25 protein-coding genes and 2 tRNA genes are annotated in these 22,882 nt (G+C 37.0%); 16 read left to right on the top strand and 11 right to left on the bottom strand.

Annotated elements, in window-relative coordinates:
• The first annotated feature begins 35 nt into the window (after window positions 1–35).
• The gene (locus FAZ15_RS02090; protein ID WP_136899644.1) at window positions 36–2,354 is read left to right on the top strand and encodes a TonB-dependent receptor; all 2,319 of its coding nucleotides are present in this window, start codon (window positions 36–38) and stop codon (window positions 2,352–2,354) included.
• Between the two features lie 4 nt (window positions 2,355–2,358).
• Complete coding sequence (locus tag FAZ15_RS02095; protein WP_136899646.1) at window positions 2,359–3,147, top strand: DUF4249 domain-containing protein; 789 nt, start codon at window positions 2,359–2,361, stop codon at window positions 3,145–3,147.
• On the opposite strand, the gene FAZ15_RS02100 is transcribed toward FAZ15_RS02095, so the two are convergent.
• Entirely contained in the window at window positions 3,142–3,750 is a 609-nt protein-coding gene (locus tag FAZ15_RS02100) for a polysaccharide deacetylase family protein (RefSeq protein WP_136899648.1), read from the bottom strand. The two genes, FAZ15_RS02095 and FAZ15_RS02100, sit on opposite strands and share 6 nt — an antisense overlap.
• 92 nt (window positions 3,751–3,842) lie before the next feature.
• Between FAZ15_RS02100 and FAZ15_RS02105 the strand changes: the two genes are divergently transcribed.
• From FAZ15_RS02105 to FAZ15_RS02115, 3 genes are read left to right on the top strand one after another with little or no spacing between them, the layout of a single operon-like run.
• Window positions 3,843–4,757 (top strand): helix-hairpin-helix domain-containing protein, encoded by a 915-nt coding sequence (locus tag FAZ15_RS02105; RefSeq protein ID WP_136899650.1) that lies wholly within the window; start codon window positions 3,843–3,845, stop codon window positions 4,755–4,757.
• 8 nt (window positions 4,758–4,765) lie between these two features.
• Window positions 4,766–5,296 carry an adenine phosphoribosyltransferase gene (locus FAZ15_RS02110; protein WP_136899652.1) on the top strand — a complete coding sequence of 177 codons (531 nt, stop codon included), beginning with the start codon at window positions 4,766–4,768 and terminating at the stop codon, window positions 5,294–5,296.
• 57 nt (window positions 5,297–5,353) lie between these two features.
• Window positions 5,354–6,130, top strand: a complete 777-nt coding sequence (locus FAZ15_RS02115) for a TerC family protein (RefSeq protein ID WP_136899654.1) — start codon at window positions 5,354–5,356, stop codon at window positions 6,128–6,130.
• Between the two features lie 56 nt (window positions 6,131–6,186).
• Here the strand turns inward: FAZ15_RS02115 and FAZ15_RS02120 are convergent, their stop codons facing one another.
• Window positions 6,187–6,741 carry a hypothetical protein gene (locus FAZ15_RS02120; protein ID WP_136899656.1) on the bottom strand — a complete coding sequence of 185 codons (555 nt, stop codon included), beginning with the start codon at window positions 6,739–6,741 and terminating at the stop codon, window positions 6,187–6,189.
• Window positions 6,728–8,263: a 2,3-bisphosphoglycerate-independent phosphoglycerate mutase gene (gene gpmI, locus FAZ15_RS02125; protein WP_238387120.1), complete on the bottom strand. Its 1,536-nt coding sequence runs from the start codon at window positions 8,261–8,263 to the stop codon at window positions 6,728–6,730. The genes FAZ15_RS02120 and gpmI overlap by 14 nt, the downstream gene beginning before the upstream one ends.
• 205 nt (window positions 8,264–8,468) lie before the next feature.
• Here gpmI and FAZ15_RS02130 point away from each other — a divergent pair, with 205 nt between their 5' ends.
• The 4 genes from FAZ15_RS02130 to FAZ15_RS02145 all read left to right on the top strand — a co-directional run bounded on the left by FAZ15_RS02130 (window position 8,469) and on the right by FAZ15_RS02145 (window position 11,312).
• A complete protein-coding gene (locus tag FAZ15_RS02130) occupies window positions 8,469–8,849 on the top strand; it encodes a DUF4783 domain-containing protein (RefSeq protein WP_136899660.1) in 381 nt (126 codons plus the stop codon).
• 78 nt (window positions 8,850–8,927) lie between these two features.
• Entirely contained in the window at window positions 8,928–9,785 is an 858-nt protein-coding gene (gene nadC / locus FAZ15_RS02135; protein ID WP_136899662.1) for a carboxylating nicotinate-nucleotide diphosphorylase, read from the top strand.
• Window positions 9,786–9,801: 16 nt separating this feature from the next.
• Window positions 9,802–10,452, top strand: a complete 651-nt coding sequence (plsY, locus tag FAZ15_RS02140; protein ID WP_136899664.1) for a glycerol-3-phosphate 1-O-acyltransferase PlsY — start codon at window positions 9,802–9,804, stop codon at window positions 10,450–10,452.
• Between the two features lie 56 nt (window positions 10,453–10,508).
• Window positions 10,509–11,312, top strand: coding sequence for a M48 family metallopeptidase (locus tag FAZ15_RS02145; protein WP_136899666.1), 804 nt, complete (start codon window positions 10,509–10,511; stop codon window positions 11,310–11,312).
• 61 nt (window positions 11,313–11,373) lie between these two features.
• Here FAZ15_RS02145 and FAZ15_RS02150 read toward each other — a convergent pair whose 3' ends face one another.
• The 3 genes from FAZ15_RS02150 to FAZ15_RS02160 all read right to left on the bottom strand — a co-directional run bounded on the left by FAZ15_RS02150 (window position 11,374) and on the right by FAZ15_RS02160 (window position 13,691).
• Window positions 11,374–11,682, bottom strand: coding sequence for a DUF4342 domain-containing protein (locus tag FAZ15_RS02150; protein WP_136899667.1), 309 nt, complete (start codon window positions 11,680–11,682; stop codon window positions 11,374–11,376).
• An 89-nt stretch (window positions 11,683–11,771) separates the two neighbouring features.
• Window positions 11,772–12,953 carry a BaiN/RdsA family NAD(P)/FAD-dependent oxidoreductase gene (locus FAZ15_RS02155; RefSeq protein WP_136899668.1) on the bottom strand — a complete coding sequence of 394 codons (1,182 nt, stop codon included), beginning with the start codon at window positions 12,951–12,953 and terminating at the stop codon, window positions 11,772–11,774.
• Window positions 12,954–13,073: 120 nt separating this feature from the next.
• The gene (locus FAZ15_RS02160; protein ID WP_136899669.1) at window positions 13,074–13,691 is read right to left on the bottom strand and encodes an MCP four helix bundle domain-containing protein; all 618 of its coding nucleotides are present in this window, start codon (window positions 13,689–13,691) and stop codon (window positions 13,074–13,076) included.
• A gap of 184 nt (window positions 13,692–13,875) precedes the next feature.
• Between FAZ15_RS02160 and FAZ15_RS02165 the strand changes: the two genes are divergently transcribed.
• Entirely contained in the window at window positions 13,876–14,100 is a 225-nt protein-coding gene (locus tag FAZ15_RS02165) for a hypothetical protein (protein WP_136899670.1), read from the top strand.
• Between the two features lie 279 nt (window positions 14,101–14,379).
• On the opposite strand, the gene FAZ15_RS02170 is transcribed toward FAZ15_RS02165, so the two are convergent.
• Complete coding sequence (locus tag FAZ15_RS02170) at window positions 14,380–14,823, bottom strand: hypothetical protein (protein ID WP_136899671.1); 444 nt, start codon at window positions 14,821–14,823, stop codon at window positions 14,380–14,382.
• Window positions 14,824–15,005: 182 nt separating this feature from the next.
• Window positions 15,006–15,740 (bottom strand): LytR/AlgR family response regulator transcription factor, encoded by a 735-nt coding sequence (locus FAZ15_RS02175; protein WP_136899672.1) that lies wholly within the window; start codon window positions 15,738–15,740, stop codon window positions 15,006–15,008.
• A 362-nt stretch (window positions 15,741–16,102) separates the two neighbouring features.
• On the opposite strand from FAZ15_RS02175, the gene FAZ15_RS02180 reads away from it, so the two are divergent.
• From FAZ15_RS02180 to FAZ15_RS02195, 4 genes are all read left to right on the top strand, one after another.
• Window positions 16,103–16,744 (top strand): hypothetical protein, encoded by a 642-nt coding sequence (locus tag FAZ15_RS02180; RefSeq protein WP_136899673.1) that lies wholly within the window; start codon window positions 16,103–16,105, stop codon window positions 16,742–16,744.
• A gap of 317 nt (window positions 16,745–17,061) precedes the next feature.
• Window positions 17,062–17,439, top strand: a complete 378-nt coding sequence (locus tag FAZ15_RS02185) for a hypothetical protein (protein WP_136899674.1) — start codon at window positions 17,062–17,064, stop codon at window positions 17,437–17,439.
• Entirely contained in the window at window positions 17,432–18,043 is a 612-nt protein-coding gene (locus FAZ15_RS02190; protein ID WP_136899675.1) for a GIN domain-containing protein, read from the top strand. The genes FAZ15_RS02185 and FAZ15_RS02190 overlap by 8 nt, the downstream gene beginning before the upstream one ends.
• Window positions 18,044–18,399: 356 nt before the next feature.
• On the top strand, window positions 18,400–18,834 hold the full coding sequence (locus FAZ15_RS02195; protein WP_136899676.1) for a hypothetical protein: 435 nt from the start codon (window positions 18,400–18,402) through the stop codon (window positions 18,832–18,834).
• 1 nt (window position 18,835) lies between these two features.
• On the opposite strand, the gene FAZ15_RS22775 is transcribed toward FAZ15_RS02195, so the two are convergent.
• From FAZ15_RS22775 to FAZ15_RS02200, 3 genes are all read right to left on the bottom strand, one after another.
• Window positions 18,836–18,979, bottom strand: a complete 144-nt coding sequence (locus FAZ15_RS22775; protein ID WP_238387121.1) for a hypothetical protein — start codon at window positions 18,977–18,979, stop codon at window positions 18,836–18,838.
• Window positions 18,979–19,383 (bottom strand): phage integrase SAM-like domain-containing protein, encoded by a 405-nt coding sequence (locus FAZ15_RS23090; protein WP_162304872.1) that lies wholly within the window; start codon window positions 19,381–19,383, stop codon window positions 18,979–18,981. The genes FAZ15_RS22775 and FAZ15_RS23090 overlap by 1 nt, the downstream gene beginning before the upstream one ends.
• A 253-nt stretch (window positions 19,384–19,636) precedes the next feature.
• Window positions 19,637–19,721, bottom strand: a tRNA-Ser gene (locus FAZ15_RS02200).
• 168 nt (window positions 19,722–19,889) lie between these two features.
• Between FAZ15_RS02200 and FAZ15_RS02205 the strand changes: the two genes are divergently transcribed.
• Both FAZ15_RS02205 and FAZ15_RS02210 read left to right on the top strand, forming a co-directional pair.
• Window positions 19,890–19,963: transfer RNA gene (locus FAZ15_RS02205), tRNA-Arg, on the top strand.
• Between the two features lie 518 nt (window positions 19,964–20,481).
• On the top strand, window positions 20,482–22,749 hold the full coding sequence (locus FAZ15_RS02210) for an alpha/beta hydrolase family protein (RefSeq protein ID WP_136899677.1): 2,268 nt from the start codon (window positions 20,482–20,484) through the stop codon (window positions 22,747–22,749).
• The last annotated feature ends 133 nt before the right edge of the window (window positions 22,750–22,882 follow it).

Raw genomic sequence — 22,882 nt, forward strand, 5'->3', positions numbered from 1 at the left:
TAATTTTTTCGCACTCCAGTACAATTTTTAGATTCATGCCTTATTTTCTTGTAATACTTACTAGTTTATTCTTTTCCGTTTCATTAATCGCACAAGACAAGACGACCATCAGTGGCTATGTCAGAGATGCAGCCTCTGGCGAGGCGTTAATAGGCGCCGTCGTTCAAATAAAAGGTACGCAAAATGCTACTAGTACGAATAGCTATGGTTATTATGCCTTGCAGATTTCTGAACCGAATACCGAATTAATAGTCTCTTTTGTGGGATACCAATTTCTGGAGCAAACTATTCTTATTTCGGAGAATAAACGCTATAATTTTGAACTCGTTTCGTTAGATAATCAACTGGAAGAGGTTGTCGTTTCTGCGAAAAAGCAAAATGATAATGTCACAAATGCACAGATGGGTGCTTTTAATTTTACAATGGAAGAGGTGAAGAATATTCCTGTCGTATTTGGTGAAAGAGATATTTTAAAAACCATTCAGTTGCTTCCGGGAATTGGAAAAGGCGGGGAAGGTTCCTCTAATTTTTATGTTAGAGGGGGCGGAGCAGATCAAAATTTAATCCTATTGGATGAAGCCACTGTATATAATGCTGCCCATCTATTGGGATTCTTTTCGACATTTAATTCGGACGCCATCAAAGATGTAGAACTATATAAGGGGGGAATTCCGGCGCAATACGGTGGACGGATATCATCTGTGATGGATATAAATATGGTCGATGGTAATAATAAAAAATTTGCCGCAGAAGGTGGATTGGGACTCATCGCGTCCCGGTTGAAGCTGGAAGGCCCTATTGTGAAAGACAAAGGTTCTTTCATGGTCAGCGGAAGACGTACCTATGCCGATCTCTTTCTGAAGCTATCCGATGATGAAACAATAAATCAAAGTAAGCTCTACTTTTATGATTTAAATGCAAAAATAAATTACAGATTTAATGACAAGAATACCCTATACGCTTCAGGATATTTTGGAAAAGATGATTTAGGGTATGGAGATCTATTTAGTTTTGATTGGGGAAATGCCACGGCAACAGTGCGTTGGAATCATGTTTTTAATGAAAAACTATTCAGCAATACCTCATTGATCTATAGTGATTTTACGTATAATGTAAATGTATCTAACGATGAAAGTGACTTTACCATAGCTTCTAAAATTGAGAATTTTAATTTAAAGGAAGATCTGTCGTATTATGCAGATAATAAAAATACGCTTCGTTTTGGTTTAAATTTATTGCGTCAGAAAATTTCCCCGGCTAGCCTGAATGCCAGAGGCGAGTCTGCTGTGAATTCGATAGATATCGAAAGTAGAAGTGGTATAGAGGCGGCAGCCTACATTTCTCACGAATGGAGGCCATCAAGTTGGATTTCAATGATATATGGATTGCGTGCGACCGACTTTATGGTGCAGGGGCCGGGTACATTTTATGACTATGACGATGAAGGGGATCCCATCGGAGAACAGTTGTTCGATGATGGCATTATAAAACATTATTTTAATCTTGAACCTAGACTATCGTTATCTGTTATTCTCAGTCAAGAGCACAGTGTTAAAGCATCTTATAATAGGATTGTACAGAACCTGCATCAATTGACTAATACAACTTCTTCTTTGCCTACGGATCAATATGTAGTTAGTAGCGTTAACATTAAACCACAATACGCCGATCAGGCCGCATTAGGCTACTTTCGGAATTTCAATAATAATGCTTATGAGTTTTCTGTTGAAGCTTACTATAAATATATGGGCAATCAGATTGATTTTCGAAATGGTGCAGATTTGCAGGCTAACAAATATTTGGAAGGAGAATTACTGTATGGTGTCGGCCGATCATATGGATTGGAATGGCATTTACGTAAATCAAAAGGTAAACTAAATGGGTGGATAAGCTATACTTTGGCAAAAAGCGAAAGACAATTCGAACAGATCAATGATGGTGAATGGTTTAATGCGCGACAAGATCGCACGCATGATATCTCTGTAGTGGGTATGTACGAACTTTCTAAAAAATGGTCTTTGGGTGCTACTTTCGTGTACTATACAGGGAATGCAATTACCTTTCCTAGTGGGAAATATCAGGTAGACGGACGTACATTGTTTTATTATACCGAGCGTAATGGGTATCGTATGCCAGATTATCATCGATTGGATCTATCAGCCACCTATGAACCGCGAAAAGAAAATAAGCGTTTACACTCAAGTTGGTCTTTTGGACTCTATAATGTCTACAATCGACGGAATGCCTACATCATAGATTTTAGGGAAAATGAACAAAATGTAAATGTTACGGAGGCTTACAAAATTGCACTTTTTGGTATTATTCCGTCTGTAACATGGAATTTTAAATTTTAGGAAAATGAGAAGAAGAATTTACTTGTTGATAAGTTTGTGTATTGCTTTAACAGCCGTTTCGTGCGAAGAAATCATCGAGGTAAACTTAAATGAAGGTGATCCGAAGTATGTGATAGAAGCTGATTTGACTTCCCTGACTTCCGATCAATTTATTCGAGTGACGCAAACGGTCCCTTTTAATGCTGATATTCCAAGTAAACCTATTGAAAATGCGCTGGTTGCTGTTTCAGACTCAAGAGGACAGGTTTTTAATTTTGTATCTCAGGGGCAGGGATATTATACTGTTCAAAATCTAAAGCTCCAAGAGAATATTACCTACAACCTATCTGTTAACATTGATAATGAACTATTTGAAGCTACATCGAAATTGGAAGATTTCGTAGCAATAGATTCTTTGGGCGTTATTGAAGAGCGTGTTTTTAATGACCCTTATTATTTCGTGTTATTTAAATTTAATGACCCTATAGATACTCCGAATTACTATCGGTACTCTACTTCGGTAAATGGCGGTCCTTTTAGGTTTTCCTCGGCGTTTAGCGATAAATTCAATGACGGACTATTTGTTACTCACCAAATCGCTAATAGTGATAATTCATTGGCAATCGGAGATTCAGTTGTAGTAAGAAGACAATGCATAAGCAAAGAAGTATACGATTATTGGAATGAGATTCAATTTGCCAATCCGGGTAATGCGTCACCTTCAAATCCGAAATCGAATATTTCAAACGGTGCCTTTGGCTATTTTAGTGTTACAGCTGTTAAGGAGTATGGCATTCGTATAGAAATGTTATAAAGTTTCAAAGGAATATCCTCGTTTTAAAAAGTGTTCAATTGCTTTAGGCAGTACATATTGTACACGTGGAATTGCCTTAATATTGTCATGAAAAACTATTATGGAGCCATTTTTAGTGTATCTCAATACGTTTTTCAAACAGTTCTGGGACGACAGGTTCAAATCAAAATCTCCACTAAGAACATCCCAATAGATTAGTTCAAATTGCTTGCAAAGTAAGGAGATCTGAGATTTTTTTGCTCGAGCATAAGGTGGTCGAAATAAACGTGATTTGGTTAACTGGTGACATTTCATTATATTCTCGATATACGCTGTATCGCTATGATCCCAACCTTTCAAATGATTGTACGTATGATTTCCGACCTGATGTCCATTTTCAACTATTCTATCAAAGATTTCAGGGTATTTTTCAATATTTTCGCCTACGCAGAAAAAAGTGGCTTTAACGTTGAAACTGCGTAAAGTATTTAGTATCCAAGGGGTTATTTCCGGAATTGGACCATCGTCAAATGTCAAATACAACTTTTTCTCGCGTCTTGATTTATTCCATGTTACGTTGGGGTAATACCATCTTAGAAAAATAGGAGAATTGACAAAATACATGTTGTAATATTAGAAATATATTCGCAAATTTAAGTAAAGATTTGAAATTAAAGCTATTGTTCATTCCCTAACTAATTACTTTAATCTTACTTATGAAGGAATTCTTTCAGTATTTTGGCCTTACGCAAGCTGAACAACGCGGATTTTTTGTTCTCGTCCTATTAATTGGTTTTGTTACCCTCTTCCCAATGATGTATAGTTTTATCCGTGAGAATGATATTCCTGAATCGTCAATTGTATACTTTAGCGATGAAAATAAAGAAAATGGGAAAGTAAAATATGCGCCTGTGGAAGAACTTTATGCAACTCCATCGTCTACCCGGACTTCCGAAAAGCGTATTATATATTTTGATTTCGATCCAAATGCACTTCCCGTAGAAGATTGGAAAAGGTTAGGCTTTTCAGAAAAACAAATTTCGGTTATCAAAAATTATGAATCCAAAGGAGGGAAATTTTATATAAAGGAGGACGTGGCAAAAATATACTCAATATCGGATCAGGATTATAAGCGTATAGAACCTTATATTAAAATTTTGAAAAGGGAAAGAAATAGATTTGAAGGTCTTGCTGCAATCGGTTTAAAATCGGATAGTTCAACATCTGTAATTCCTTTAAGGATCGAAATAAATCAAGCAGATACCAGCGAATTTAAAAGATTGAAGGGAATTGGATCTGTTTTATCCGCTCGCATCGTAAAATATCGAAATGCTTTAGGAGGTTTTTGTTGCATAGCGCAGATTGGAGAAGTGTATGGTATTACCCCCGCACTCTATGAACAGTTAGTAGATGAAATATTTCTTGACTCCCAAGTAGTAAAAAAAATAGATATAAATCAAACGACCAAAATGGATTTGGCAAAACACCCCTATATTTCAAACAAGGAAGCTGATTTGATTGTTAACTATCGGGAACAACATGGAAATTATAAAGGCATAGATAATTTAAGAGAAATACCTGTTTTAAATGAAGATTTTTTCCGTAAAATTGAGCCATATTTACAATTCTAAAATATAGTATGCTAGAAGAAAAGCTTAAAGAGGTGATCCGCGATATTCCGGATTTTCCCCAACCAGGTATAGTTTTCAAAGATATCACACCAATTTTAAAAGATCAAACGCTATGCAAGGAGGTGGTGTTTGAATTTGCAAGACGTCTGGAAGGTCTTGAAATAGATGTAGTAGCAGGAATAGAAAGCAGAGGCTTTTTATTTGGTATGATGTTGGCCAACCATCTGAACATTCCATTTGTGCCTATACGTAAACAAGGAAAACTACCTTATAAGACTATCTCAGAATCGTATAAATTGGAATACGGTCAGGCTACCATCGAAATTCATGAAGATGCATTTGAAGAAGGACAAAATATTTTAATTCACGATGATCTATTAGCTACCGGAGGAACAGTTGTAGCTGCATCGAAACTTATTGAAAAATTGGGTGGAAATATCGTAGGATATTCTTTTGTGATCAGTTTGGATTTTTTACAAAGTCACGGCCGGTTGACACGATTTAGTGATCAGGTTGTATCGCTCGTTCATTATTCGTAAATAATAGTCGGATTTAAAGCACTTTATCTAAGTTTAACAACAAATAAAAACAAGTATATGGAATGGTTATTGGATCCTCACGTATGGATTTCTTTTTTAACGCTTACGATTTTAGAAATCGTATTAGGTATAGATAATATTGTATTTATATCAATTCAAAGTGCTAAACTGCCCTTAGAGCAGCAAAAGAAGGCACGCCAACTAGGTTTGATTTTAGCGCTCGTGATGCGTGTAGGATTGTTGTTCTCTATCAAGTGGGTGATGGGACTTACTGCTCCATTGGTCAATTTTGCGGAAATTTTTAATATTACCAACGAGAAGATTGTTCCTTATTTGGTATTATCTGGTAGAGATTTGATTTTATTTATCGGCGGTTTGTTTTTGATTTACAAGTCCACGACGGAAATTCATCACAAAATGGAAGGTCATGTCGAAGTAGCGAATAGTAAAAGTAAGCCAATAACATTCACCAGTGTCATTATCCAAATTCTAATTTTGGATATCGTATTTTCATTAGATTCTGTTATTACGGCGGTAGGTATGGTTGATCAGATTGGTGTAATGGTCGCAGCTGTTATCGTTGCAGTCGTAATTATGTTAATCTCTGCAGAATCAATCAGCAGATTTGTAAATGATTATCCGTCGGTTAAAATGTTAGCACTTGCTTTCTTATTATTAATCGGGGTATCATTAACCGCAGAAGCATTCGATCAGCATATTCCTAAAGGATACATTTATTTTGCAATGGCATTTTCGGTACTAGTAGAATATCTGAACATTAGATCGGAGAAAAAGGCCTTAAAGCAACTTGAAGAACAAAACCAATCCAAATAATGGATGGAAGTGGTGCAAATAAAAGATCGATTCTTCTCGTGGAATTGATCTTTTAATTAGAATTTACCTTCTATCTTGTAATAATTATCTCCTACGGCTATTACAGATTGATTCTTTTCTACGGTGTAGCTATCGTCTTTTCGATATTCTAAAAATTCGGTCGTATTATAAAGCGAGTTTTTCACCTTTCTTTCAATAATCACATCACTTACTTTTTCGTTTTTATATAGTATTTGAATGCATGAAAGGTCAAGATCAGGACTAGTAACTGTGTAAGTAACTAAATTGTCTACACTATCAACATCTACGAAGCCGTCATACGCTGGTTTATTGATATCTGTAGATACGAAACTTGAAAGCTCTGTATCCCAGTTATCGATTTTAATCTGCTTGACTTCGGAAATGCTATCTTTTCTAACCGTTTTTGTAATTGTAGGATTGATTTTTTTCAATCTTTTAATTTCAGACTGAAAGAAGGAGGGAAGGTCAAATAATTTAACCTGTCCCTTTGTCGAAGTATCAGTAGAGGTGCAAGAAAACAAAGCGGATGCAAGAGATAATATTCCTATTGCTTTGAATACACTATATTTGTGTTGTTTATACCAAAACATGGCCGTTCATTTCCGTTGGGATTTGTAAACCTAATAACCGCAAAACTGTAGGCGCAATATCTCCCAGTTTACCATCTGTAATAGCGTGGTGATCTTTGTCTATTAAAATACAGGGGACCAAATTCGTCGTATGTGCTGTATTAACTGAACCATCGTTATTGACCATAAATTCAGAATTACCATGATCAGCCAGTATGATAAATGAATAGCCGTTAGCCAATCCTGTGTTTACAACCTTTTGTGTGCATTTATCAACTGTTTCAACTGCTTTTATCACAGCGTCAAATACACCGGTATGTCCTACCATATCTGGATTTGCAAAATTTAGACAAATAAAATCCGGCTTATTGGTTTCCATATCATTACAGATGGCTTCTGCAATTCCGTATGCACTCATTTCTGGCTGCAAATCGTATGTTGCTACCTTTGGAGAAGGAATTAATAAACGTCTTTCGCCTGCGAATTCATTTTCGCGTCCTCCTGAGAAAAAGAACGTTACGTGCGGATATTTTTCGGTTTCGGCAATACGGACCTGCGTTTTTCCTTGATTAGTAAGCGCTTCTCCTAACGTATTTGTTAGATTATCTTTTTGAAATACCACTTTTACATTTTTGAACGTATCGTCGTAAGAAGTCATCGTTACATAATACAGATTCAATGGTTGCATATCATATGTTGGAAATGCTTCCTGCGTCAAGGCTATGGTGATTTCACGTCCTCTATCTGTCCTGAAATTATAGCAGAAAACAACATCTCCATCTTCAATTGTAGCGATAGGAGTACCGTTAGCATCTACCATAACTATGGGTTGGATAAACTCGTCGGTAATATTTGCATTATACGAGTCTTGAATTGAGGCAAGCAAATCGGTTGAAGGTCTTCCAATTCCTTTTGTCAATAAATCATAGGCTTGTTTTACACGCTCCCATCGATTGTCACGATCCATTGCATAATAACGGCCAATTGCAGAAGCGATTGTTCCGGTAGAATGAGTTAAGTGATCTTGAAGACTCCTTATATAATTGATTCCTCCATTAGGATCCGTATCGCGACCGTCCAAAAAGGAGTGTATGAATACCTCATCTTTTGTTAAGCCAGCTTGTTGTGCAGCGTCACATAGCGCTTTTAAATGTTCGATATGTGCATGAACACCACCATCGGATAGAAGCCCGATAAAATGAACTTTTCTGTTGTTGTCTTTCGCATATTGAAATGCATCCTGAATAACTTGATGTGTAGCGAATAGTCCTTCACGCGCAGCCATGTTGATACGGCCTAATTCTTGGTAAACGACTCGACCAGCTCCCAAATTCATATGTCCTACTTCGGAGTTCCCCATTTGACCTTCAGGAAGTCCTACAGCTTCACCCGAAGCTTCAAGTCTTGAATTTGGATACGTTGATAATAAATAATCTAGATAAGGAGTATTCGCAGCTATTACTGCATTTGAATTATCGTTTTTTCCATAACCTAACCCATCCAGGATAAGTAATGCAACTTTTTTTTGATTTAAACTGTCCACACACAAATTTAGATAAAATGCTTTGCATTCCGAACACCTAATAGAAAAAGACACGAATCCATAATTTATGTCTTTATGCAATATAATTGATCGGATATGGTCGAAAATTGTTTTTTGCATTCTTGCTGCTTATCAACTATGGCATGATTTTTAACTTAATATAAGCAAGTAGTTTTTCGCACGACTATTATTAGATATATTATTAATGAGCTTGTTGAAGATGTTTATGTTGATCATGGTCATGATGCTACAATCATTTGTAGTAGGCGATATTCAATCGGATATTTATAACGGTTTAAAAAACAGCAATAGCAAATCTTTATCTAAACATTTTGCTTCTACATTGAGTTTATCTATAAATAAAGAAGAAAGTGTCTATTCTAAGTTTCAGGCGGAATTGGTATTGAGTGATTTTTTTAAAACGAACAAAACAATGGAACTTAAACATGTGCAAAAAGTAACGGGAAATCCGAGTAGTAAATACTTAGTTTATAATTTGAAAACTGCCAAAAAATCTTACCGCGTCTTTGTGAAGTTGATCGATAATAATGGAGACTTCCATATTTCGGAACTGCGAATAGAGTGATTTGTTGATTATTTTGAGCAATAATTTTTAGAATAAAATATATTTTCTTCATCTTAGCCTAATATTTTATAGTTTGGAATGGATCAAGATTTTAAAGTAAAATTGCTTGAGTTTGTAAAACTTGCTCTAATAGAGGATGTTGGAGAGGGAGATCATACTTCCTTGTCTACTATTGGTAAAAGTAAAGGTGGGGAAGCAAAACTTTTGGCTAAGGAAGATGGGTTAATTGCAGGGGTAGATGTGGCTTTGGAAATATTTAATTGTATTGATTCTTCGTTGCAACTAGAGGTCTTCATTAAAGATGGATCTCGGGTGGTATATGGCGATATTATATTAATTGTACGAGGAAACATACATAGTATTTTAAAGGCCGAAAGATTGGTTCTGAATGTTATGCAGCGGATGTCTGGCATCGCAACCCGGACTGCTACTTATGTCGACCTGTTGAAAGAAACTAATGCCAAGGTTTTGGATACGCGCAAAACGACTCCACTTTTGCGTTTTTTAGAAAAGCAGGCCGTGAAGATTGGTGGCGGAGAAAATCACCGTTTCGGTCTGTATGATATGATACTTATTAAAGATAATCATGTAGATTATGCAGGCGGTATTTCTAGTGCGATTAATAATGCAACTATTTACAAAAAGGACTTTGGAATTGATATACCGATAGAGGTGGAGGTTCGGAATTTTGAAGAATTGAATGAAGTTTTAGCATGTGAGGGGGTAGATAGGGTGATGTTTGATAATTTTATCCCTGAGGATGTGAAAAAAGCGGTGAAACTGGTTAAGGGGAGGCTAGTGACGGAGGCATCTGGTGGTATTACATTAGATACGATCAAAGACTATGCCTTAGCAGGAGTAGATTATATATCTGTAGGGGCATTAACACATTCAGTAAAAAGCCTTGACTTAAGTCTGAAGGCCAAACTAATATAACATAAGAGGACGATTAATGATTTCTATTTATTTAGTAGGTATTGTCATATTAGCTTATTTGTTTGGATCAATACCTACTGCAGTGTGGTTTGGTCAGGCATTTTATAGCGTCGATGTACGGGAGTATGGCAGTGGAAATGCCGGGGCAACCAATACGTTCAGGGTGTTAGGGCCGAAAGCAGGGGCCATAGTTATGTTTGTAGATATTTTTAAGGGTTGGACAGCAACTAATTTACCGTATCTTTTGGACAGTTCGATCGTAGGAAATCACAATTCGCCTCATTTCGTGAATTTCCAATTGGCTCTTGGAGTAATTGCCGTTTTAGGTCACCTATTTCCGATATTTGCGGGTTTCAGAGGCGGGAAAGGGGTTGCGACGTTATTCGGAATGGTGCTAGCTATCCATGCGCCGGCAGCTTTGTGCTGTGTTTCTATTTTTACCATCTGCTTACTGGTAACGCATTATGTCTCTTTAAGTTCCATACTGGCGGGATTTACTTTTCCAATAAGTGTCGCATTTATTTTTAAGACGACAGTCCCCTCTGTATTGTTATATGGTATTGCCATCTGTGCATTAATTCTTATTACACATCAAAAGAATATTGAGCGGTTATTGAAGGGCCATGAGTCTAAAATATATTTATTTAAAAAAAAGAATCCTAATTGATCTGTTTGGGCATTAGAATTGCATAAGCTAACTAAAGATCGATATAATATAACGTTATGAAGAGAATATTTAACTATACAGCCATGTTTCTGATTGGGGGAATATTGGCGAGCTGTGCTACTTCGGCAGTTACGGGAAGAAAATATTTAAGCTTGGTGAATGAATCCCAGCTGAATGATCAGGCAGCTTTGGCTTATAAAGAGTTTTTATCGTCGTCTGGAACAAAAGTTGTTACAGGTACATCCAACGCTACGATGGTGAAAAGAGTAGGAAATAATATTGCCTCGGCAACTAACCGCTTTTTGCAGGAAAGAGGTGTCGCCGACCAATACGATTTTAACTGGGAGTTTAATTTAGTACAGAGCGATGAGGTCAATGCTTGGTGTATGCCTGGAGGTAAAGTAGCTGTATACAGCGGAATTATCCCTATTACGGGTAACGAAGCCGGTTTGGCGACAGTAATGGGACATGAAATTGCCCATGCTATTGAAAAACATTCTGTAGCACAAGCTTCGAACCAAATTGCGTTGCAATTGGGAGCACAAGTAATTGGTGCCGCGTCTTCGACAACAAATAACCGAGCAGTATCTGCGATAAATCAGTTATATGGTATAGGTGCTCCTCTTGGTATGTTGAAGTTTTCTAGAAATGATGAGTTAGCAGCTGATAGAGCAGGTTTAATTATTATGGCAATGGCGGGATATGATCCAAATGAAGCGGTGAAATTTTGGGAAAGAATGTCTTCTGCTAAATCCGGACAAGCGCCTGCCGAGTTTTTGAGTACGCATCCAAGTGATGCAAGACGTATTTCTCAGCTCCAAAGCTACATTCCGGAAGCCATGAAATATTATAAGAAATAAAACAATAATAGAAACAAAAAAGGATAGATTAGTCTATCCTTTTTTGTTTAAAGACGTTTTGTTAGATATCGGTCGGTGTATTTGGATTTTCGGTAGGAGATGCTGTGTCGTTATGATCTTCATCTTTCGGGGTATCTGATCGTTCTACCGTAATTGTACACTCCGTCAATAAAGCAGCTAGTGCACCTATTGCAGCAAAAACGGGTAATAATACTACTCCAACAACACCTATAGTTACCGGAAAACTTAATATTTCTTTTCCAGTTTTGTCAGATATTATTATTTTTCGGACATTTCCCTCTGCAATGATTTCTTTTATCTTTTTGAGCAGATTCTCTCCGTTGACGTTAAAAGATTCTTTGAATGACATAATTATTCTCATTTATACTGTTAATAGCCTTTTATAAAGTTCGTTAATTTTTATCAAAAAAGTATTATGCTGGTGGGGTTATTTTAGTTTTAAAAAGAAGGAGTATCGTCCTGCTTAATCTTGTCCGCAATCCAAACTCCCGAACTAAAGCAAGCTTGTAACAGATAGCCCCCAGTTGGAGCCTCCCAATCTAACATTTCGCCAATGCAAAAGATATTAGGATATTTTTTTAGTTCCAGTGAATCCGTTAATTCCTCAAAAGAAACTCCCCCTGCGGTAGAAATAACTTCATCAATGGGTCTTAATGAAGTGACCTCAATTGGGAAGTTTTTTATAGCACGTGCTAATTTACCAGGATTGGTGTAAGTTTCTTTATCCAGAAATTTCGCCAACAAGATAGCTGTCTGGGATAATCTTAGCTTGTCTTTAAGAATGGACGCTATATGTGCTTTGGTTTCCAATTCCTTCTCGATAGCTTTTTCTGTGTGACTAGGCTTTAAATCTAAGAACAGGGTGATTGGAAAAGGCTTCTGACGAATGAGACGATTCAGATAATATACGGGAGCACCTTCAACACCATAAGATGTAAATACGACTTCACCTGTTTTTGTGTGCTCTGCAAATTTTAACTGAATGTTTTTTAACACCTGACCGGCTAGTGTTGAAAAATCAGCTTTTGTATTGAACCCTGAGTTAGCTGGCTGAAGTGTATTAACTTCAATGCCTTTTGTCCGAAATAGATCTACCCATTTAGCATCCGAACCTGTTTTTGACCAAGATCCGCCTCCGAGACCCAAAATTAATCTTTGATAGGGGGTTCGTAATAATTCCCCTTGATAGGAGAGGGTAACAGACTTTTCATCAAAATCGATCATACGATATCCGTAGTGAATTTTTACGCGGGAATCTGCTAATTTCGTTAGTATCGCTTTTAGTACCTGTATGGGTTTTATGTCTTTAGTCGGGAATATTTTTCCGGAGCTTCCGGTGAATGTTGGGATTCCTAGATTAGTTAGCCATTTTATAGTTGCTTGATTGTCAAAATATTTGACAATTTTTTGTATTTCAATCTTGTCATACCTTTGTATAAAAGTATCGATCTTTTCATTGTGTGTAAGGTTAAATCCACCATGACCCGCTACTAAAAATTTACGTGCGGCCGCTTTATTTTGCTCATATATATTTACGTTAAAGCCGTTTTCAGCGAGTTTTTGTGCAGCTATTAATCCAGCAGCACCGGCTCCAATTATAACAATGGGTGGTTTCGACATCCAACAAAAATAGACAATTCTTTTACATCCAGTTGAAACTGATAGTCATTGGCCTTAATGGCAGCAACAGTACTCATTAACTTTGCGCGAATTATAGGTGAAGGATAACAGGATAATTCTCTAATTTAAATTTTCATTAGGCGGTTTCCTGGCTGATAACAAGGTTTTCGAAGAAAGCACCAACACTTGTATAATAACTGCAATAATAATCAAAATGGCCATTTCGATGTATGAAATTATGCTTGATAAATTTGTCATGCTTAAAACATTATCCAGCTGATTTTTCCCTTCCTCTATTTGTATCGATGAAAGGGTTTGCAAGACATCTTCTGCTTGCAAGGCTGCTATTTTTACGGTATCGTATTCTTCCGGTCTGTTGTTTATCGAGATGGTTTGACAAAGTTTTTTAAATTGCTCGAAACTATTTTTTTCAGTTTCCGTTAGCAATGTTTTTCCATATAAGGTATTCAGTTCATGTATATCGGCAAGCTGATTACTTATTAATGGAGTGGTGTTTGTTCCACCCTTTTCAAGTACGCCAAGAATGGCTTCAATATGTTTTGACAACTTAAGGATATAAAGACCAACCACAAGTCTGTCTTCGTATATGGAAGTCACTGCTGTGCTTATTCTTGCTGCATTTCGTCGCTCACGAATATTAGTCAGCATTACTAGACAGAGTACGGTACAGAGTAATATTGCAGCCGTCATTTTTTGTTTAATAGCAAATGCCCACATAATCTTAATTTTAGGTGAATGACGAAGTACGTCAAATATATAATTAAGCAATTTAATGATTTATTTCAATATAGACCTTTCTATTTTTAATGCAGTATATATTTTATTCAAATGTAAATGATCTTCATCGTCTTATATTGAACTCGGTCGAGACAACGTATTCTACACCATCAATACGTTACTTTTGAATATATTATTGAAGAAACATACTATCGACTATGTTAATCAGTTTAGGAGGAATGATTATAATGCTAGTATTGATAGCATGAACGCCCATGGTCTACAAATCAATGACCGGGACTTTGTAGGATGGGATTTTACACCGTGGGTTTACGATTTGTACCGACCAAATGAACCTTATGAAGCGCGAGGAATATGCCCCACTTTTCTAACATCTGAAGAATATTAGTGGCTTTGCATTAAAGTGCCGTGTTATGGGGGCAAGCACTGAGTTTTTATAGTGAGTAAGGTCGTCCAGGTGGGTTGCTTAGACTCCGTTCCGCTTATTCCTTTAATAGTACATGGAAAATATACGCGACCCTTGAATCTAAAACCGAGGGCTGGGCAGCCGGACATCCCTTTTTGAAACCTAATTTTGGCATTCGGGGCGGAGTTTCTGCGCAATTCAGTAAAACAGTCAGGAATCGCAGTTGAATACCTCGCTACTTTTAAACCTCAGTATTATGGCTTAATCATCTTGCAGGATTTCGCCAGCGGAATTGAGAAAAATCCTACCGTTCTTTTTTTTCGAATTATACCATATGTGATAGGAAACACCACTGTGTCCGACCTCTTTTGTTTCTATTATGCGGGTTATTTGATACCCTTCTGAGAGATATCTATCCATTGCATTCTTCATCTCGTTAGGCATATTTCTTTTTTTAATGATGCTTTTTGTGCAAAGCCAAGTCCCTTCGGAATCGATCTCCAGGATAGTTCCATTTCCTAAAATAGCAATATATTTCCCTTGTTTTTGTTGTATTATCCATTTTTTTACCGGGACTCCATTGCCGTTGACCATTACAGTTTTTCTGACAAATGCTGGGATATCCGTTTGTCCTACAGCTTGCAATGTGCCGAGAGAACAGGAAGTAACGATCAAAAAATGGAAATAAATATTTTTTGTTTTCATGATTTTTTGTTCAAAGATTTATTATAGACTATCACAATAGTAGACGGGTATTGCATTTCCTAGCCTTAATTTATTTTAACAAATTAAATGTATGGGAAATAGAGGTGGGCGCTTACGATAGTAAAACTGAATTTTAGCTTTCAGTAGAATTACCGATACCTACTACAACGAAGATTGTGTGTTTAGAAGATTAACTCTTTTACAGATGGTAGATAATTGCGACCTACATTGATCTCGACATTATTAGATAAGGTTAAAAAGAATCTGTTGATGTCTCTATACAGCTCCTGAATGTAATCTAGATTGACGATGTATGATCTATGGATACGCAGGAATTGATGTGGGTCAAGTTTATGCATAAGTTTTCCAATGCCATAGTTACTCAAAAACGACTCATTATTCAAGGTATAGATCCAGGTGTAATCTTTGTCTGCTTTTAAATGAGTGATATGGGAGACTTGGATACTTGTTAGCCGGTTTCCTTTTTCGACGAGAATACGACGGGGGTAAACGGTTGATTGCTTACTGAAAGAATTTAAGACTATCTCGCTTTGATTACCTAACTTTTGCAAGGAAGTCTGTAGCCGCTTTTTGGTAAGTGGTTTAAGCAGATAGTCTATCGCATCGTATTCAAATGCCTTTGCTGCATAAGTAGAACAGTCTGAAGTTAACACCACGAAGGGGGAGTGTTCTGTCCTGTCAAGAACTTCAAAGCCATTGATACCAGGTAGTTTTACATCCAAAAATATGACATCAGGTTGTAGGGTATTTATGTACCTTATGGCTTCTAGACCATTACTACACTCCCAGATGACTGCAGGGTAGTCATTTTGTTTCAGTTCTTCGATAAGTTGCTTACGAAACAGACAATCTTTGTCCACGATAAGTAACGTTTGCTTTTTCATTATTCTATTCATTACTAGGTCTTTCAAAAATAGATATATAAGTAAGATGGAGGAACTGACATATGTCAGAAAAATATACCGTTATGTTTTGTATTAGATTTCATTCTAATATAATCTATGTCATATTTAGGTCTTACGTATAATTACGGGAATGTCGAAGTACGAACTAATACAGTGTTTTCTTCCTAGAGATCCGACTAGCTTCGTGTCGATTTGGGTTGATTCCATTTTGCATCACAAATGCTAGCAGTGGCGGTAAAATGATCAACCTTATTTAATGATTTTAGATGCTTTTAACTATGAAGACACTGCCTAGGTTGCAGTATTATTAAAAGTTAAAAGCAAAATATGAACAATTAAAGAACTATAAAACAATGAAAAAAATCGTATTAATTATTGTATCGGGTCTATTGCTGTTAGCGTGCAAGCGGGATGAGAACCAAGTATTGGATAAAGAGACGTTTCCATTTATGAAAGTTGGTAACCAGTGGAACTATTTGATGGTAACTGAAGAGGGTGAAGCAGAGGTCAGTTACAAGATTGTAGACAAAACCGAGAAAGACTATTTTAAAGTTTTGTTAAGTTTCCCTGATTCGGAATTTCCAGTGATAGATCATTTTTGGTTTGCAGATCAAACTACGTTCAGCATGGTAACCGCATGGCCGGACAATGATATTAAGTTTACAATGTTGAAAAAGGATAGTAAAGTGAACGATAGTTGGGAGTACTTTGTTCCTGCACCTTTAGATCCTGAAGATGACGCCTTATCGGGTGTTATAATTTTCAAGGTCTTAGCAATAAACGCTACCGTCACGGCTGCGGGGAAAACGTACAGTGATGTCTACAAGATTCGGGAAACAGCTTCTTCTCATTCAAATTACTATGCGGATTATTTCATCAGTCTATCTTCAGGAATTGTAAAAATGGAGGGAATGGGATATATGCGAATAGGAGAGGAAGAAGACGATATAGTTTACTTTCCATTGGAATGGCGGTTGAAATCTAAGAACTTTTAAATTCTGTTTATCTTACTGTCGCTATCTCCCTCTATGTCCGTATGCACGATACTTTACATCCAACCTTAAATTTTAATAATCTGGTATGCTTTAGTTTATTTTAGTGTAAATCGTCAGCAAAATTTGGACATAATTCATTAAAACTAAGAGAGTGTTTTTCTAAAAAGATTTAACTTTAATCATCATGGGAAGACCAAAAAAACAACCCCCGAAAACTTCATCAAGGATGTACCTCGCAGTACCCCAAGAATCTTTACAGCAGAGCAGAAAATTCTGATCGTAATGAGCATTATGAGAAGGCTACAAAAGGATTTGAAATGGCCAAGCTATTGTTGGAAAAAAGCCAAACCTATCAAGCCTATATATTACTGGACAGCGTGATGGAACAGCTATACAACGCTATTGGCTTCGCATTTGATCCCCTTTATAGCTATTGTGTCGGGGTATCTTTATCACAACTCAGAACAAAGATCTCTACGTACCTTCCTCAGCTATTCGCGACAGAGAGTGGAAGCGATAAATTGATCGAGTCATCCCAATACCTGTCCGATAGAGACCGTTTAACGGAAGAATGCTTGACAGGACACTTTAAAGACTGTTTTGAAATTGTAGAAGGTTTACTGTTGTCTATTAAATTCGAATCGAAGGTTAATTATCTCATCAACGTTAGGAAAGGAGAAATTGGCGATGAATGATTTTAACAATTTAATTGTACAAACTCGCTGTACGATTAAACTATCACATGGCGAACAACCGTCTTTCTCCATCGACGAAAGCGGAGAAAAAGCGAATTGGGTAAATATATCTATCGTCAACGATCAATTAGTCGTATACACCAAGCCTGAATATTACGGTTATCTGTTACTACACGATTATTATCCGCAGATAACGATCACCTATAAAATCTTGACAGGATTGCAGATACTGGATAAATGCTTTGTCCGATCATCAGAGACACTCACCCTACAAAATATGGGTATAATCGTAAGAGAAGGAAATCTGGATATAATCGTAGACGCTTTTTCACTCGACTGTACCGTGATAAAAAGTGCATATGCAAAACTGTCCGGCAGAACAATTTTCTCACGTGTCTTGGCGCATCAGCGAAGTGTTTATGATGGATCGGATCTGGAAGCGTCGGAAGGTAATGTACATGTCCACGACGAGGCTAAGACGTCTATATGGTTCGAAGAAGAGCTAGAGTTCGGACTGTTCGGACAAAGCAGAATGGGCTACAGGGTTAATCTGAGAAATCCAACCCTTTTGCTCAATCCTTATAATATAATAACGTTATTTTAAGAAATATTAATGTATTTTAATAGTATTTTAACGTTATTTCTAATGTAATTAACGTATAAAAAATATTACATGTCGTTATAGTATCTATTAATTACGTTATTTTGATTAATATTAATGTTATTTTGATTAATAATAACGACAATGTTATATATAAAAACGTATTTGTAAATTATAATATCGTAATCTGAATATATTATAACATTAATTTAAATTAGATATTCGTTACTTATATTCCTTAATAACGTTGGTATTAACTATATTATCGGTATATTAATATATAATTACATTATGTTGCCTCACCATGAGTGTCATTATCTAATCCAGAATATAAACAAGTAAATCTAAAATCGTTAGTTGTGAGCTATATACGTGCATTAGGAGGCTTCGCTCAGCATAGAGATAGCGTGCTGTTATTAGAAGCGTATATTGTGCTTACTGCGATGGAGGGGAATCCTCACTTTCCGGATTCTACACCATCGCTTGCAGAAGTGGAAAGTGCCTATAATGAGTATTTGATGAATCTGGTTCGAGTTAACTGGACACCCGGACGTGTCGACAGGGTGCTCAAACGGGAAAGCAAGGCAAGATTAGCCACTTTATTGGGCGAACAACTGGCGGCCATGTTAATTTTGTGGCCAAAGGTAAATCGTCCATCCTGTATACATCGGGTTTTCCCGTGTTTACAGGACGGAAGAAGTGCATGGTTCCTGCAGTGCCAGGCGGTCGGCTTTCTGATGGGCGACTCCTCGACGAAATCCGCTTCGATTTCAATCCGTTGGGCAGAGATCTGACCTATGAGTGCAGGTATGCGATATGGACGTCATATGATGAAGTTGAACCCCATTCGCCCAAACTCCAAGGGGAGAATTCATTTTTTACTATCCGATCCTGGAATAACTTGATTAAAGGAGTGCCGTCCAGATCAATAGTTTTCATTAAGGTGCGTGCGTGCTAAAAATAGCTATGGGACTGGTGACTGGAGCGATATTGTGAGTTGGAGGGTACAGTAGTTTTTTGATTAATCGTCGTAAAAATCTACTTGATCTCAATGAATTTAGATTTGTAGTTGATGAATGGATCCTGTCGGTACGCAAATAGAAATCGTAGTCGGCTACAAATGTATAATTGATTTTGTGAAGTGCAATATCTTGGATCCCATACCGATCTTGTAGGAACTCTTGGGTATGCTTGAGCGATACTTCGTAGCGCTCAAGTGTGCTACAGAATACTCTAAACCAATAAGAGATTTTACTCTTTTGTTGTGGTTCTGGAATATGGGAATCAGTGTCTTTTCCTTTTCTTACTTCTTTCTGAGGTAGGCACTCATGAATTTTTCTAATGGGATTGGCTCTTCCTGATACTCGAGAATGATCTGAGTTTGATTGACTTTGCTTTTAATACTGTCAAGATGTTCACCTGATGGCATGCTTTGTACAGACGCATACCTGTACATTTGAGCGAGACCCTAGAAGACCAGCTTTTAGGGTCTCGCACGAAATAGGAAATCTGAAATATTTAGGGAGGCTTATAAAAGCAAAAACCCTATAAATACTGCTATTTATAGGGTTTTGATATTAAATGTTTTACTTGATGCGGAGAGTGAGGGATTCGAACCCCCGAACCTGTGACAGTTAACGGTTTTCAAGACCGCCGCATTCGACCACTCTGCCAACTCTCCGCGACAAAAGTAGAAATTCTACCGTTATTTGCAAAATTTATTTTGAAAAATATCACTCTCAACAGTACGCTAAGATCAATTCTGTTGATTGCTAGCTTTTTGCGAAAAAATACTTTTTTTATTTTGCAAATAACCTGCAAATAGCTACTTTTGCTTCACCGAAAGGAGGCGCCCATAGCTCAGCTGGATAGAGCAACGGTTTTCTAAACCGTCGGTCACAGGTTCGAATCCTGTTGGGCGTACTGCAAATGAGGCTTTTCTACATGCTTTAGAAAAGCCTCATTTCTTTAATAGAAATCGTCAGAATTCGGATACCACATCTAGGAGAACTGGCATAGCATTTTAATAACCTGCTGATATTTGCTATATATTGGTTAATACTACTAAAAAACATTTTCTCTTTTCTTCCACATTTGGACTACATTTCAAAATACCAGCCTTCTTTTTTTGCGGACTTGTACGACATTACAGAATATTTGTCGTCTTTTTTTGTGTTGTCGAACACGGTTTGTAAAGAAGTGTCCGTTTTTAATTTGGTTGTGCTAGACTCCGTTGAAGAATAAAAACGACGTTTGAAGCATTTGGGGTTGTTTTCATCATTAAAAAATGATTTTCAACCATCCGGTATTTTTAGAAGCATAGTTAGATACTTTTTATTGGTATTAAAACCAAAATATGAAAAAAGGAAATATTTAAAAATTAAATTTGTTGTAACAAAGTTGATGTTTATGACACTAATCATTTAAATAAATTAACACGGATGAAGAATTCTATTTTAATTGCAGTATGTGTAATTTTGGGGATGACAAATAGTTTTGCCCAAATAAAAGGAGATTGGAAAGGAACCCTAGAGTTACAGGGCGTTTCTCTGGATTTAATCTTCCATATCACAGAAAAGGACGGAAAGTTAAAAGGAACTATGGATGTGCCTACTCAGGGGGCAATGGGGTTACCTTTAACGGAAGTTAAATTTGAAAATTCGCTGTTGATGTTGTCCCAAACTCAAGCAGGCATCAAGTACGAAGGTACTTTGACGGGCGACAAGGTAGAAGGTGAATTTTTACAGGGAGGCATGAAGTTCCCGTTGAATCTGGAAAAGGCGATTCTCAGTAAACCCGGGGATACCACTTTAGTATCGTCATCTGCTGATTTGGCCGCCTTGGCTTTATTAGCCGATGGCAATTACAAGTATAAGGTGGAGGATTACTTTGCTAGACCTAAATCTTCTAGTTTCCAACTTTCGCCTAATGGTAAATACCTATCCTATATGGAGAAAGACGATCAGAACAAAAGGCATGTGATGATAAAAGAGATCGCTACTGGTAAAATTGCTCGTGCAATAGAGGAGAAGAAGGAGCTAATACGGGGATACGGATGGATTAATGACAATCGCTTAGTCTATGTCATGGACAAAGGAGGTGATGAGAACTATCACTTATATGCTGTGGATCTAGATGGCAATAACAATGTTGACCTTACGCCATACGAAGGAGTGCAAGCGAGTATTTTGAATCTGCTAAAGGAACAGAAGGATTTTATGATCATATCCATGAATAAGGATAATAAACAAGTGTTCGAACCATACAAGGTCAACGTGAACACAGGCGAACTGGTTAAACTTTTTACGAATGACGACCCTGCTAACCCGATAGCGGGTTACGATTTTGATAAAGACGGTAATCTTCGTGGATACAGCAAAATGCAGAATGGAATCAATCAGCAATATTTCTATAAAGTAAATGGAGCTGCTGATTTTGATTTGTTCCATACCACAAAATGGGACGATAGTTTTTCGGTATTATCCTTCAACTACGCAAGCGAAAATCCAGACGATGCATATGTGTTGACCAATCTGGATTCGGATAAAGCACGTATCATATTGTATGATTTTAAGACTAAAAACAATCTAAAAGAAATATATTCCAACGAAGATTTTGATGCTTCTATTTTAGGCCTTTCTCGCAAGCGTAATTGGGAAATTGATTATTTAGGCTATGAGGGGGAGAAATTGCTTATCGAACCGATAAGCACTGTATTTAAAAAAATTTATGCTAATGTAACTAAACAATTTCCAAACCATCAATTTTCTATTACAGGTAAAACGGATAACGAAGATCAGTACCTTATATTAGTGCAGAGTGATAAATTGTATGGTAAATATTACAGCTATTATGCCTCTTCCGGTAAGCTGGAATTGCTTTATGATTTGATGCCGCAATTGAAGGAAGAAGATATGGCTGAAATGCGCCCAATAAAATTCGAAACGCGAGATGGCTTAACCATTCATGGGTATATTACATTGCCTAAAGCTGCAGTAGAAGGAAAAAAAGTCCCTCTTGTAGTAAATCCACATGGCGGCCCACAAGGAATTAGAGACAGCTGGGGATTTAATCCGGAGACACAACTGTTTGCAAGTCGTGGATATGCTACTTTGCAGGTGAATTTTCGTATTTCGGGTGGATACGGAAAAGAGTTTTTGCGGGCAGGTTTTAAACAAATTGGCCGTAAAGCAATGGATGATGTAGAAGACGGTGTAAAGTATGCCATTGAACAAGGTTGGGCAGATAAAGATAATGTTGCTATTTACGGCGGAAGTCACGGAGGTTATGCTACATTGATGGGATTGATTAAAACACCGGATTTGTACAAGGCAGGGGTAGACTATGTAGGGGTATCCAATATTTATACATTCTTTGAGTCGTTTCCAGAATATTGGAAACCTTATAAGGAGATGATAAAAGAAATTTGGTATGATTTGGACAATCCTGAAGAGGCCATAATTGCTAAGGAAGTGTCTCCAGTTTTCCATTTGGATAGAATTAAAGCTCCGTTATTTGTAGTGCAAGGTGCAAATGATCCACGTGTAAAAATTGCTGAATCAGATCAAATTGTCAAGGCTTTACGTGATAAAGGCGTTGATGTACCTTATATGGTGAAGTACGACGAAGGACACGGTTTTGCAAAAGAAGCGAATAGTATCGATTTTTATAAATCAATGCTTGGATTTTTTAGTAAGTATCTTAACTAATAAAGTATGCAGGCAGTATAAAAGCATTCCATAAGCGGGAATGCTTTTATGTTTTTAAGAAAGTTGCTTCTGGGAGACGGTGGAGGAAAGCCGAGTTTACTTTCAACTGTACAACTGAACGCATGCTGTCCGG

Source organism: Sphingobacterium olei (assembly GCF_005048855.1).
GTDB classification, from domain to species: Bacteria; Bacteroidota; Bacteroidia; order Sphingobacteriales; family Sphingobacteriaceae; genus Sphingobacterium; species Sphingobacterium olei.